14 protein-coding genes are annotated in these 11,463 nt (G+C 53.5%); 9 read left to right on the top strand and 5 right to left on the bottom strand.

Annotation, left to right across the window (positions count from 1 at the left end):
* The first annotated feature begins 39 nt into the window (after positions 1-39).
* Together ABDW36_RS18125 and ABDW36_RS18130 are read left to right on the top strand one after the other, a co-directional pair.
* Positions 40-843 (top strand): aminotransferase class IV, encoded by an 804-nt coding sequence (locus ABDW36_RS18125; protein WP_343703340.1) that lies wholly within the window; start codon positions 40-42, stop codon positions 841-843.
* A 56-nt stretch (positions 844-899) separates the two neighbouring features.
* On the top strand, positions 900-2,261 hold the full coding sequence (locus ABDW36_RS18130) for a deoxyribodipyrimidine photo-lyase (RefSeq protein ID WP_343703341.1): 1,362 nt from the start codon (positions 900-902) through the stop codon (positions 2,259-2,261).
* A 30-nt stretch (positions 2,262-2,291) separates the two neighbouring features.
* Here the strand turns inward: ABDW36_RS18130 and ABDW36_RS18135 are convergent, their stop codons facing one another.
* Together ABDW36_RS18135 and mqnB are read right to left on the bottom strand one after the other, a co-directional pair.
* On the bottom strand, positions 2,292-3,077 hold the full coding sequence (locus tag ABDW36_RS18135; protein WP_343703342.1) for a 1,4-dihydroxy-6-naphthoate synthase: 786 nt from the start codon (positions 3,075-3,077) through the stop codon (positions 2,292-2,294).
* Positions 3,078-3,084: 7 nt separating this feature from the next.
* Positions 3,085-3,741: a futalosine hydrolase gene (gene mqnB, locus ABDW36_RS18140; protein WP_343703343.1), complete on the bottom strand. Its 657-nt coding sequence runs from the start codon at positions 3,739-3,741 to the stop codon at positions 3,085-3,087.
* An 85-nt stretch (positions 3,742-3,826) separates the two neighbouring features.
* Here mqnB and ABDW36_RS18145 point away from each other — a divergent pair, with 85 nt between their 5' ends.
* From ABDW36_RS18145 to ABDW36_RS18160, 4 genes are all read left to right on the top strand, one after another.
* Positions 3,827-4,240 (top strand): 6-carboxytetrahydropterin synthase, encoded by a 414-nt coding sequence (locus tag ABDW36_RS18145; protein ID WP_343703344.1) that lies wholly within the window; start codon positions 3,827-3,829, stop codon positions 4,238-4,240.
* Between the two features lie 17 nt (positions 4,241-4,257).
* Positions 4,258-4,863, top strand: a complete 606-nt coding sequence (gene folE / locus ABDW36_RS18150) for a GTP cyclohydrolase I FolE (protein ID WP_343703345.1) — start codon at positions 4,258-4,260, stop codon at positions 4,861-4,863.
* Between the two features lie 108 nt (positions 4,864-4,971).
* A complete protein-coding gene (fabD, locus tag ABDW36_RS18155) occupies positions 4,972-5,883 on the top strand; it encodes an ACP S-malonyltransferase (protein ID WP_343703346.1) in 912 nt (303 codons plus the stop codon).
* Between the two features lie 339 nt (positions 5,884-6,222).
* A complete protein-coding gene (locus tag ABDW36_RS18160) occupies positions 6,223-6,606 on the top strand; it encodes a hypothetical protein (RefSeq protein WP_343703347.1) in 384 nt (127 codons plus the stop codon).
* A gap of 107 nt (positions 6,607-6,713) precedes the next feature.
* Here ABDW36_RS18160 and ABDW36_RS18165 read toward each other — a convergent pair whose 3' ends face one another.
* Complete coding sequence (locus ABDW36_RS18165) at positions 6,714-7,172, bottom strand: GNAT family N-acetyltransferase (protein WP_343703348.1); 459 nt, start codon at positions 7,170-7,172, stop codon at positions 6,714-6,716.
* Positions 7,173-7,181: 9 nt separating this feature from the next.
* Positions 7,182-8,402 carry an aminotransferase class I/II-fold pyridoxal phosphate-dependent enzyme gene (locus ABDW36_RS18170; protein WP_343703349.1) on the bottom strand — a complete coding sequence of 407 codons (1,221 nt, stop codon included), beginning with the start codon at positions 8,400-8,402 and terminating at the stop codon, positions 7,182-7,184.
* Between the two features lie 75 nt (positions 8,403-8,477).
* On the opposite strand from ABDW36_RS18170, the gene ABDW36_RS18175 reads away from it, so the two are divergent.
* Entirely contained in the window at positions 8,478-8,972 is a 495-nt protein-coding gene (locus tag ABDW36_RS18175) for a DinB family protein (RefSeq protein ID WP_343703350.1), read from the top strand.
* A 15-nt stretch (positions 8,973-8,987) separates the two neighbouring features.
* The gene (locus ABDW36_RS18180) at positions 8,988-9,683 is read left to right on the top strand and encodes an NUDIX domain-containing protein (protein ID WP_343703351.1); all 696 of its coding nucleotides are present in this window, start codon (positions 8,988-8,990) and stop codon (positions 9,681-9,683) included.
* Between the two features lie 77 nt (positions 9,684-9,760).
* Here ABDW36_RS18180 and ABDW36_RS18185 read toward each other — a convergent pair whose 3' ends face one another.
* Complete coding sequence (locus tag ABDW36_RS18185) at positions 9,761-10,771, bottom strand: beta-ketoacyl-ACP synthase III (protein ID WP_343703352.1); 1,011 nt, start codon at positions 10,769-10,771, stop codon at positions 9,761-9,763.
* A gap of 93 nt (positions 10,772-10,864) precedes the next feature.
* Here ABDW36_RS18185 and ruvA point away from each other — a divergent pair, with 93 nt between their 5' ends.
* Complete coding sequence (gene ruvA / locus ABDW36_RS18190) at positions 10,865-11,452, top strand: Holliday junction branch migration protein RuvA (RefSeq protein ID WP_343703353.1); 588 nt, start codon at positions 10,865-10,867, stop codon at positions 11,450-11,452.
* The last annotated feature ends 11 nt before the right edge of the window (positions 11,453-11,463 follow it).

Raw genomic sequence — 11,463 nt, forward strand, 5'->3', positions numbered from 1 at the left:
GTAACTTACAGTATGCAATTGTGTTATAACGGAAAATTCATGGCGGCTGATAAACCGTTGCTGACCGTAGATAATCGCAGTTTCAGGTATGGCGACGGTTGTTTTGAGACCATGAAGGTGTACCAGGGGCAACTGTTGCTGGCCGACCTCCACTTTGAGCGGCTGATGATGAGCCTGCACCTTCTTCATTTTCACATTCCACCGCATTTTACGAAAGAATATTTTACCGGCCTCGTGCTGGAACTATGCCGCGCCAGCGGCGTAAGCGATCTTGCCCGTGTACGCCTCACCGTATGGCGGGCCGGCACAGGGCTGTACGACCCTGTAGACCATACGCCGGAATTTATCATCCAGTGCTGGAAACTGCCGCGGCACATTTTTGAGCTGAACCAGGCAGGCCTCACCATGGACGTGTTCCCGGATGCCATCAAGCCGGGAGACAAATTCTCAAGCGTCAAATCCAACAACTGCCTGCCCTATGTGCTGGCGGCCCTTTATGCAAAGGAGCACCAGATCAGCGAATCGCTCCTGCTGAACCAGTACGGCCGCGTGGCAGACAGCACCATTGCCAATGTGTTTATTGTAAAAGGGAATGATATACTGACCCCGCCCCTTAGCGAAGGCTGTGTATGCGGCGTCATGCGCAAGCACTTGCTGCAAACCGAAATGCCTTTCAAAATAAAGGAGCAGCCGCTCCGCATCAGTGACCTGGAGAGCGCTGACGAAATATTCCTCACCAACGCTATTTACGGCATCCGCTGGGTAGGGCAGTTCCGCGATACCAGCTACGGCAACGCCGCTTCGGTGATCCTGCATGATCTGCTGTACGAGTCTATGCTGTAGGCCCGGTCAGCTGTTACAGCTTTCTTTCGTTCTTCAATTCACAATGCCGATAGCTAATGATAGTACTTTGCTGGTTCCGCCGTGATCTCCGTTTGTCTGACCAGGCAGCTCTTTACCACGCTCTGCGGAGCGGACTCCAGGTAGTGCCTGTATTTGTTTTCGATACCAACATCCTGGATGATCTGGAAGAAAAATCAGACCGGCGTGTACAGTTCATTCACACGGCCCTTTCCGCCATGCAGCAGCAACTGGTAAAAATGAGCAGCACGCTGCACGTTTTCCATGGTACGCCCGAAGCGGCCTTTGCTTACTGGACGCAGCAATACCCCGTAACCGCTGTTTATACCAATCACGACTATGAGCCGTACGCCCGCCGCCGCGATGCAGCGGTTGAACAGCAGCTGAAAAACAAAAACATTTCGTTCCATACGTATAAAGACCAGGTGATATTTGAAAAGAACGAAGTAACGAAAGACAACGGTGCGCCATATACGGTATTTACTCCCTACAGCCGGAAATGGAAACAGCTGTTGACGGGCTTTTACTTGCAGTCATACCCAGTGGAGCAACACTACAGCGCATTTTACCGGCAAGCGCCTCTGCCGCTGCCGGCGCTGGAAGACCTTGGTTTCAGGGCGGTAGAAAATCATAGCAATGCACCGGGGCTTGAAGAGGCTCCTGCATCCGGAAACAAGCGGGTAAGCGCTGACACCGGTTTCCCTCCGCCCTGGCCGGAAGAGGCATTGCTCCGGCATTACGCCCAAACGCGCGATTTTCCGGCCGTGCACGGCACCTCCCGCCTGGGCGTACATCTGCGCTTCGGTACCATCAGCATACGCATGCTGGCCCGTATGGCGCAACACCTCAGCGAAGTATACCTCAACGAACTGATCTGGCGGGAATTTTACCAGATGATACTTTGGCATTTTCCGCAGGTGGAAAACCATTCATTCAAAAAAGAATATGATGCCATACCCTGGCGCAATAACCCGGCAGAGTTTGAAAGGTGGTGTGAAGGGCAAACCGGCTACCCTATTGTAGACGCCGGCATGCGGGAGCTGAATGCAACCGGTTACATGCATAACCGCGTCAGGATGATCACCGCCAGCTTTCTTACCAAACATTTGCTGGTAGACTGGCGCTGGGGCGAAGCCTATTTTGCCAGGAAACTGCTGGACTATGACCTGGCTGCCAACAATGGTGGCTGGCAATGGGCGGCAGGCAGCGGGTGCGATGCAGCGCCGTATTTCAGGATATTCAATCCTGCCCTGCAAACGCAGCGTTTCGACAAAGACCTGCAATATGTGCGTAAATGGGTGCCGGAAGTGGATGAGTTAACGTATCCGCGGCCTATGGTAGAACATGAAGCTGCCCGCAAGCGCGCACTGGAAGTGTACAGCAAGGCGCTGGGAAAATGAACAGGGAAATAGTGTAATGATGCCCGGACGTCAGGCCACCATTGATTTTAACTTCTCAATGGCCGTTCTGCCTTCCTCCCCCAGGTCAAGGCTGAACTGGTTAACATAAAGGTCTATATGCTGGCGCATCACCTGCTCGTCCATTTCCTGGGCATGGGCTTTTACATAGGGAGAAAGCACAGGGTAGGCGGCAAAGGCCTGCTGCAGGCTGCTGTGGATCAGGGCGTCTACCTGCTGTTGTATTTCCTCCGGCACGTCTTTCCGTATAAAAATACCCCCCAATGGAATGGGCTGGCCCGTTTTGTTTTCCCAAAACTCTCCCAGGTCTGCCAGTTTCACCAGGCCCTTTTGCTGGTAGGTGAAGCGGTTTTCGTGGATGATAACGCCGGCGTCTGCTTCTCCGCTCAGCACGGCGTTCTCGATGTCCGAAAACAGCATGATCTTTTTATGCACGGCGTCAGGGTAGGCAATGCTGAACAGGAGGTTGGCGGTGGTATTTTCCCCGGGGATGGCTATGGTAAGGTCTTTCACCCGGCCGGCGGCAACCGGTTCGCGGGCTATCAGCAGCGGGCCGCAGCCCCTTCCCAGCGCGCTGCCGCTGTTGAGCAGGCGGTATTTGTCTGCCACCTTCAGGCCCGCGGCAAAACTCAGCTTGGTGATGTGCAGTTTTCCTTGCATAGCCCACTGGTTGAGCGTTTCCACATCTTCCAGGCGGGTGTTGAATTGCAGGCCGTTGGTATTGAGCTGGTGGTTGACCAGCGCATCAAATATAAACGTATCGTTCGGGCAGGGTGAAAACCCCAGTGTCAGTTCCATATCCGGTTTATTCTTTTTGACGAAGCTCTTCCAGCAGGGAGAGCAGCGTATTGTTCAGGTTTTGCAGGGCAAGGGAAATGTTCCATTTGCTTTTGTCCCGCGGTTCTACATAGTTGGAAATGCTGCGCAGCTGTAAAAAAGGCACCTGTTCCTGCAGGCAGGCGTAGTGAAAAGCGGCCCCTTCCATAGACTCCACATCCGGCGCATACTGCTCCTGCAGGCGGGCAACGGCAGCAGCGCTTCCGCTTACAGTGTTGACGGTAACGCCGGTGGCCTGCGGCAGGCTTTGCAGGCTTTCCGGGAAAAGGCTCAACGTATTCACCAATTCCTTATTTGTAAAAGGTGGGGCACCAGGTTCCTGGAAGCCCAGGTCAAACAGGTCGAGAAAGCGGCCGTTGTCATCCGCGCCCAGGTCTCCCAGCGTTTCATGGGTTACCAGCACGGTTTCTCCCAGCGGCCAGCTGCGCCGGAAACTGCCGGCAATACCGGCCTGTATGGCCAGCGCGGGCTTGTTGCGGGCAAAATACCGGCCCAGCTGCCAGGCGGAGGCCATCATGCCTACGCCGGTAACCAGTACGTCCACATCCGGGTACTTTTCCTCGTCCAGCCAGCTCAATGCTGTTTTTATTTCGAGCTCCGTAGCGGCAGCAAGCAGCAATTTCATCCCGTAAAGGTACATTAAACTCACACATCCCCCCGTTCTCGTCTAATTGCTTTAAATTTGCAGAAATTTACCACAACTAAGAGAAATGATCTATCTGACGCGCGTGGAGCATTTTAATGCGGCACACAAGTTATTTAATCCGCAATGGAGCAAGGAGCAGAACCAGGAAGTGTTCGGCAAATGTGCCAACGATAACTGGCACGGGCATAATTATGACCTGCATGTGACCATCAAGGGCAACCCCGATCCCGAAACCGGCTTTGTGTTTAACGCCAAAACCCTGGGTGTACTGATCAAAGACGTGATCATCGAGAAGCTGGACCACAAGAACCTGAACCTGGACGTAGATTTCATGAAAGACAAGTTCACTTCTGCGGAAAACGTTGCCATTGCCATCTGGGAGCAACTGGAAAAACACCTGCCAGACACGGTGCAGCTGCATTGCATCAAGCTGCACGAAACCGCCAAGATCTACGTGGAATACTACGGCGGCAAATAACTGAAAAAAACAGGACTATGGCTTACAAGAAGGAAGAATCTTACGACGAGAAAGTAACATCGGGACTGATAGGGAATTATAAGGAAGCAATAGCGCTGCTGGGCGAAGACCCCGCGCGGGAGGGATTGCTAAAAACCCCGGAACGGATGGCCAAGGCCATGCAGTACATGACCCAGGGCTACCACCTGGACGCCCGGGAGATACTCCGCGGCGCCCGTTTTACCGAGGCCTATAACGAAATGGTGATCGTGAAAGACATAGAGCTCTACTCCATGTGTGAGCACCATATGCTGCCCTTTTTCGGCAAGGCGCACGTAGCGTATATCCCCAACGGTTATATTACCGGCCTCAGCAAAATAGCCAGGGTGGTAGACGTATTTGCCCGCCGCCTGCAGGTGCAGGAGCGCCTCACCCACCAGATACTGGATGCCATCCAGGAAACCCTGGAGCCGCAGGGCGTGGCAGTGGTAATTGAGGCCCAGCACCTTTGCATGATGATGAGAGGCGTGCAGAAACAAAATTCCGTTACCACCACCTCCGCTTTCAGCGGCCAGTTCCAGGACGGGACCACCCGCGCGGAGTTCATGAAACTGATCAGCTCAGACCTGCTCAGCCGCCGGTAAATACCCGGAGGCAGGTCCCCTATGGTTTAAGCCAGCGTATGCCGGATTAAACCATATTTTTTTACATATATTTGTTCTCTGATAATTAACAAGATTGAAGCAAATCAAATGAAACACGCCTTTGTTTTTCCCGGTCAGGGAGCGCAGTTTACCGGTATGGGCAAAAGTTTTTACGACAACAATGCCCAGGCCCGGTCTTTATTTGAAAAAGCCAATGAGATACTGGGTTTCCGGATTTCAGATATCATGTTTGAAGGGTCTGAGGAAGACCTCAAACAAACCCGTGTAACGCAGCCGGCGGTGTTCCTGCACTCCGTGATAGGTTATCTCTGCCTGAGCAACCCGCGCCCTGAAATGACGGCCGGCCACTCCCTCGGCGAGTTTTCCGCCCTGGTGGCCAACGGCGCCCTGGGTTTTGAAGACGCCCTGCGCCTGGTGGCCATCCGCGCCAACGCCATGCAGAAGGCCTGTGAAATAACGCCTTCCACCATGGCCGTGGTACTGGGCATGGAAGATGCAAAGGTGGAAGAGATCTGTGCCACCATCACAGATGACGTGGTAGTGCCCGCCAACTACAACTGCCCCGGCCAGCTGGTAATTTCCGGCACCAAAACCGCCATTGCCCGCGCCATAGAGCTGCTGAAAGCCGCCGGCGCCAAAAGGGCCATGGAGCTGGCGGTAGGCGGCGCCTTCCACTCCCCGCTGATGGCCCCCGCCCAGGAAGAGCTGCAGGCCGCTATTGAAAAAACGGCTTTCAATACGCCCGTTTGCCCGGTATATCAGAACGTGGTGGCCAAAGCCGTAACAGACCCGCAAGAGATCAGGCAAAACCTCATCAGCCAGCTTACCGGCGCTGTAAAATGGACGCAATGCGTACAAGCCATGATAGCAGATGGCGCAGGCCGGTTTACCGAAGTAGGCCCCGGTAAGGTACTGCAGGGCCTGATTGCCAAAATCGATAAAAACGCGGTTACGGACGGTATCAGCACCGGGCTGGAAGAAGCAGTGGCAAAGGGGTGATACAATATGCTAAAGAATCATTGATACAGGCGGCCGCACCTTAAAGTGCAGCCGCCTTTCTTTCTTGAAAGGTTAATTTACTATCGGACAAGCCCCTCTCGCCTCCTTCCATATCCCCTAACCGGCCATTTTGTGTATAGCCTGGAACCGGCTCCCATAGCAGGTTTGAGTATATCCTCACCATACCTGCCCATGACCTTCGCTATAGCTGGAGCATAGCTGGTCCATATCAAAAGCATAGATGCATGCACCTGCAAACTTGTTTGTATCTGGTGAATTTTGATATTATTGTAACTATTCCCCCGGCTCCTCCGTTTTACAGGCACAATACATCCCGCCATGAAAGCAACTTTTTTCTCCATCCTGGCAGGCGCGGCCATGCTCACCGCCTGCAGTAAATCTCAAAGCCTGGAAGACCGGTGGCTGGAGAAAAGCCAGCGGAAGGAAGTGATCGTTTTCAGGGAGGCGGTACCGGGCTCCGGCGCCGACGTTGTTGAAGAGCGCAGCTTCTATTTCCAAACCCGCCCGCTGCCGCCCCAGGTAAGCAGGGCCAACGAATCTGGTGTTTATTTTTACTCTATAGAGGGAGACAGCCTGCTGCTGAGAACACGGCAGGAAAAGTTCTACTTCCACATGAGCGCAGACGGGCGCACCTTTACCATCGGCCGCTTCTTCACAGACCCCGGCGGGCTGGGAGATATACTGGTTTTTGAGAAACAATAGCACCGCCTGCAGGCGACGTCCAAATATCACGGCTGAGTGAAAGCGTAATAGTGTTTATACCAGCGGGGCAGGGAGTCAAAATGCCGAAATACGGCACACGCTATATGTCACCCGATCTCGATACTCGCATTCCACCACTCCGGGTCAAACTTCGCGTTGTATTTCTTGTAGAAGTTGATGGCAGGCTCGTTCCATTCCAGCACCTGCCACACAATACCGTTCAGCTTTCTTTCTTTTGCTTCGATGATCAGCCGGTCAAATAACAGCTTGCCAATGCCCTGGCCGCGCGCGCTTTCGGTTACTATGATATCTTCCAGGAACATGCGGCTGCCTTTCCAGGTAGAGTACCGGATGTAATAAAGGGCCAGGCCGGTGATAACGCCGTTGGTCTCCGCCACAAAGGCCCACCATACCGGGTTGGGGCCAAAGCCGCTTTCTTCAAAATGCCCCAGCGTTACGGTCACCTGCTCCGGCGCTTTTTCATATAAAGCCAGTTCCCGCACCAGCTCCATCATGCGGGCGCAATCTTTTTTTTCTGCTCTTCTTATGTGAATGGGTGTAGACATATTTCCTGTTTATTGCAAAGCCTGGTCAAGGTCGTTCAGTATATCCGTTACGGCTTCAATGCCCACGCTCATGCGGATGAGGCCGTCCGTGATCTCGTATTTTTCCCGCAGGTCCTTCGGCACGCCGTAGTGCGTCATGGAGGCGGGGTGGCAGATCAGGGTATCGCAGGTGCCCAGAGACACGGCGCGGAGGCACATCTGCAGCCGGTCTATAAAGCGTTTGCCCGCGTCCAGGCCGCCTTTCAGCTCAAAGCTCAGCATGGCGCCGGGGTGTTTCATCTGCCGTGCGGCAACGGCAAAGTCCGGATGGTCTGCCAGGCCCAGGTAATTTACCCTGGCCACGGCGGGGTGGCCGTCAAGGAAACCGGCTACCTCCATGGCGTTGTGGCAATGTCGTTCCATGCGCACTTCCAGCGTTTTGATGCCCTGTGTGAGCAAAAATGCATCAAAAGGGTTGCTGTTGGCGCCCAGCAGGCGGTGCACCTTTTCCACAGGGCCCTGCATGGTATCTATATCCTTGCCTATCAGCACACCGCCAATGGCGGTACCGTGGCCGTTGAGGAATTTGGTGGTGGAGTGAAAAACATAGTCTGCCCCGTAAGCGAAGGGCTGCTGCAGGTAGGGAGTAGCAAAAGTATTGTCTACCGCAGATACCAGCTTGTACTGGTGCGCCAGGCCCAGGAGGGCTTCCAGGTCTACACAGCGAAGCGTGGGGTTGGCCGGCGTTTCCAGGTACATCATGCGGATGGCGGGGTCTGCCTTGATGGCGGCTTCGGTGGCGGTCACATCCTGCATGTCCACTATCACGGCTTCAATGCCCAGCGGGGGCAATATTTTTCTGAACAGCTCATCTGTGCCGCCATACAGCGAATAGTGGGAAATCACTTTATCTCCCGCCTTGAGGTGGGAGAGGAAAAGGGTAGACAGTGCGCCCATGCCGGAGGAATGCAGCTTGGCCTTGGCTTTCAGCGGACTGCCGTCCGGGCCGGTGAGGCCGAAACATTCCAGCGCCGCCATTTTTTCTTCGGCTTCGCGGAAGTTGGGGCTGTCCCAGCGGGTGTAGATAAAACCGTCTTCCTGCCCGCTGAAGCGGCGCATGCCCTGGTCTGCAGAGTCGTACACGTACGTTGATGAAGCGTAGATAGGTGTAAGATGGGCATACAGGGGGTCCTGCTCGTGCCCTGCGTGTACGCATACTGAACTGAAACCAGTGAGCGGTGTTTGTTTCATGGTTTGATATTTGAATGTTTTCCGGTTATGAGTATCTTGTTACGATTTTTCCGTGTAAAAATAAGATATAAATAGATGAAGGATCTCCTGTTGCAGCTAGCAACGTACAACATGTGGGCCAACCAGCGGCTGCTGCAGGTATTGGGAGGGCCTGGAGAGGAGCGGCTGGACAAGGACCTGGGCAGCAGTTTTCCCACCTTGCGCAGCACCATCTATCACATCTGGGATGTAGAGAGCATCTGGTACCAGCGTTTGCAGCTGGCTGCGCCGGTAGTAAAGCCCACGGCGGGTTTTACAGGTACCTGGCAGGAGTTTGCCCAGCAGTTTGGCCGGCAGAGCGCCATGCTCAAAGATTTTGTAGCCACTGCTTCAGATGCGCGCCTGGCCCATACCATTGAGTATCACCACCCGGTAAGGGGCATTTGCAAGTCTGCCGTGCAGCACGCCCTGCTCACCGTATTTAATCATTCCACCTTTCACCGCGGGCAACTGGTCACCATGCTGCGCCAGTCTGGCGTCAGCAAAATACCGGCTACGGACTTTATTGAGTTTACCCGCAGCAAGAAATAAGTTAAGTTTGTATCTATGAGTCTTCCATCTTTTTACGTAAGTGCTCCCAGGCATCTGGTAGCGGTAGATTGTATCATATTCGGGTTTGAAGACGGGAAGCTGAAGCTCCTGATCATCAAAAGGAAAGTAGACCCCATGGAAGGCGCCTGGTCACTGGTGGGCGGTTTTGTACAGGAAGGCGAGAGCACCAACAATGCTGCAGCGCGCGTGTTACGGCAAACCACCGGTATCCAGGACATTTACATGGACCAGCTGCAATGTTATGGTGAAGTAGACAGGGATACCGGCGCCCGGGTGATTTCCGTGGCGTATTACGCGCTGATCCGCATCAGCGAGCATGACCGCATGCTGGCCAACGATCACGGTGCTCACTGGCTTTCCCTGCACCAGATACCGGAGCTGATCTTTGACCATAGCCAGATGCTGGCAGACGCAATGGCGCGGCTGCGGGATGAAGCCCGTTTCCACCCCATCGGCTTTGAGCTGCTGCCGGAAAAGTTCAGCCTGCCGCAGCTGAGGAACCTGTATGAAGAGATTTACCAGCGCCCGTTAGACAAGCGGAACTTCAGGAAAAAAATACTGGCTATGGACATCCTGGAGAAGCTGGACGAAAAAGACAAAAGCACGTCCAAGAAAGGGGCTAACCTCTACCGTTTTGACAAGGAGAAATACACCGCCCTGACGGAGAAAGGGTTCGTGTTCGAGATATAAAAAGGTGCTTAGCGGAAAAAGTAACGGCGCCCGTGAGCACAGGCGCCATTACAAATAAATATTTTCTTTCCCGCGGCTTAATGCTGATGGTTGCTGCCATCATACGCCCATTTCACATAGCAGGCGCCCCAGGTAAAGCCGCCGCCAAAGGCCGCCAGCACCAGGTTGTCTCCCTTTTTGAGCTTGCTTTCCCAATCCCACAGGCAGAGCGGAATAGTGCCGGCAGTAGTATTGCCGTAGCGCTGGATGTTGATCATGATCTTTTCTTCCGGTACGCCCATGTATTCCGCTGTGGCGCTGATAATGCGGAGGTTGGCTTGGTGGGGTACCAGCCAGGCAATGTCTTCAGCGGTGAGATGGTTGCGGTCCATGATACCGCGGGCCGCTTCAGACATGTTGGCCACTGCGTATTTAAACACGGTTTTTCCTTCCTGGAACACGTAGTGCTCCCGGTTGGCCACCGTTTCCGCGCTGGCGGGGCGGTTGGAGCCGCCGGCCTTCATATTGAGGAACTCCCGGCCGTGGCCGTCGCTTTTCAGGATGCTGTCTATCAGGCCCAGCCCTTCCGTATTGGGCTCCAGCAGCACGCCGCCGGCGCCGTCACCAAAAATGATGCAGGTGGCCCTGTCTGTATAATCAATGATGGAGCTCATCTTGTCTGCCCCAATAATCATTACCTTCTTGTAGCGGCCGCTCTCAATAAACTTGGCGCCCGTGTCCAGCGCATAGAGGAAGCCGGAGCAGGCGGCGCCAATGTCGAACCCGAAGGCATTTTTGGCGCCTATCTTATCCGTAACCACGTTGGCGGTAGCCGGGAACACCATGTCTGGCGTAACGGTGGCTACTATCAGCAGGTCAATTTCTTCGGCGGAAATACCCCTTTTCTTCAGGATTTCCTGCGCTACGGGCACACAAAGCTCTGAGGTGCCTTTCCCCTCACCCTTCAGTATCCTTCTCTCTTTGATGCCCGTTCTGGTGGTGATCCATTCGTCAGTAGTTTCAACGAGTTTCTCCAATTCCTGGTTCGTTAGTACATAGTCGGGAACATACCCACCCACCGCTGTAATAGCGGCTGTTATTTTGCTCATATTGTTAGGATAAGTTATTAAAATGGGCGTAAAAATACGACATAAACGAATAATTATATTTATGATTTAAATTTGGGCCCCTTATTATTGCATATGATCGCTTACCTCAACGGCAAATTGGCCTACAAATCGCCCGCCCTGGTGCACCTCGACGTGAACGGGGTAGGGTATGAAGTGCAGATCAGCCTTCACACCTGGACCCAGATCCAGCACCTGGAAACTTGTAAACTGTTAACTTACGTACATATCAAGGAAGACGCCCACACCATGTACGGCTTTTTTGAGGATGCGGAGCGCAGCATGTTCCTGCAGCTGATCAGCGTTTCCGGCATAGGGGCCTCTACCGCCCGCATGATGCTCAGCTCCCTCCATCCGGAAGACATTCAGCGGGCCATTATGATGGAAAACGAAAAAATGCTGGAAGGGGTGAAGGGAATTGGCGCCAAAACCGCCAAGCGCCTGATCCTGGAGCTGAAAGACAAAATGAAGAAGCATAAAGAAGAAATAACATATTTATCTTCACCTACCCACAATACAATACAGGATGACGCGTTAAATGCTTTAGTCAACCTGGGAATAGCCCGCAATATGGCTGAGCAGGCGGTACGGAGGGTACTGAAAGCGGAGCCACAATTAAATGAATTGGAGATACTTATAAAGAAATCCCTCAAAAATTTATAAATTTAAATCCT

The organism is Chitinophaga sp. (genome assembly GCF_039596455.1).
In the GTDB taxonomy this organism is placed as follows: domain Bacteria; phylum Bacteroidota; class Bacteroidia; order Chitinophagales; family Chitinophagaceae; genus Chitinophaga.

Coding starts and splice junctions, on each gene's coding strand:
- ABDW36_RS18160 (WP_343703347.1), top strand. CDS start 6,223: ATGAAAGCAACTTTTTTCTCCATCCTGGCAGGCGCGGCCATGCTCACC.
- ABDW36_RS18170 (WP_343703349.1), bottom strand. CDS start 8,402: ATGAAACAAACACCGCTCACTGGTTTCAGTTCAGTATGCGTACACGCA.
- mqnB (WP_343703343.1), bottom strand. CDS start 3,741: ATGAAATTGCTGCTTGCTGCCGCTACGGAGCTCGAAATAAAAACAGCA.
- ABDW36_RS18125 (WP_343703340.1), top strand. CDS start 40: ATGGCGGCTGATAAACCGTTGCTGACCGTAGATAATCGCAGTTTCAGG.
- ABDW36_RS18180 (WP_343703351.1), top strand. CDS start 8,988: ATGAGTCTTCCATCTTTTTACGTAAGTGCTCCCAGGCATCTGGTAGCG.
- ABDW36_RS18145 (WP_343703344.1), top strand. CDS start 3,827: ATGATCTATCTGACGCGCGTGGAGCATTTTAATGCGGCACACAAGTTA.
- ABDW36_RS18135 (WP_343703342.1), bottom strand. CDS start 3,077: ATGGAACTGACACTGGGGTTTTCACCCTGCCCGAACGATACGTTTATA.
- fabD (WP_343703346.1), top strand. CDS start 4,972: ATGAAACACGCCTTTGTTTTTCCCGGTCAGGGAGCGCAGTTTACCGGT.
- ABDW36_RS18185 (WP_343703352.1), bottom strand. CDS start 10,771: ATGAGCAAAATAACAGCCGCTATTACAGCGGTGGGTGGGTATGTTCCC.
- ABDW36_RS18165 (WP_343703348.1), bottom strand. CDS start 7,172: ATGTCTACACCCATTCACATAAGAAGAGCAGAAAAAAAAGATTGCGCC.
- ABDW36_RS18130 (WP_343703341.1), top strand. CDS start 900: ATGATAGTACTTTGCTGGTTCCGCCGTGATCTCCGTTTGTCTGACCAG.
- ABDW36_RS18175 (WP_343703350.1), top strand. CDS start 8,478: ATGAAGGATCTCCTGTTGCAGCTAGCAACGTACAACATGTGGGCCAAC.
- folE (WP_343703345.1), top strand. CDS start 4,258: ATGGCTTACAAGAAGGAAGAATCTTACGACGAGAAAGTAACATCGGGA.
- ruvA (WP_343703353.1), top strand. CDS start 10,865: ATGATCGCTTACCTCAACGGCAAATTGGCCTACAAATCGCCCGCCCTG.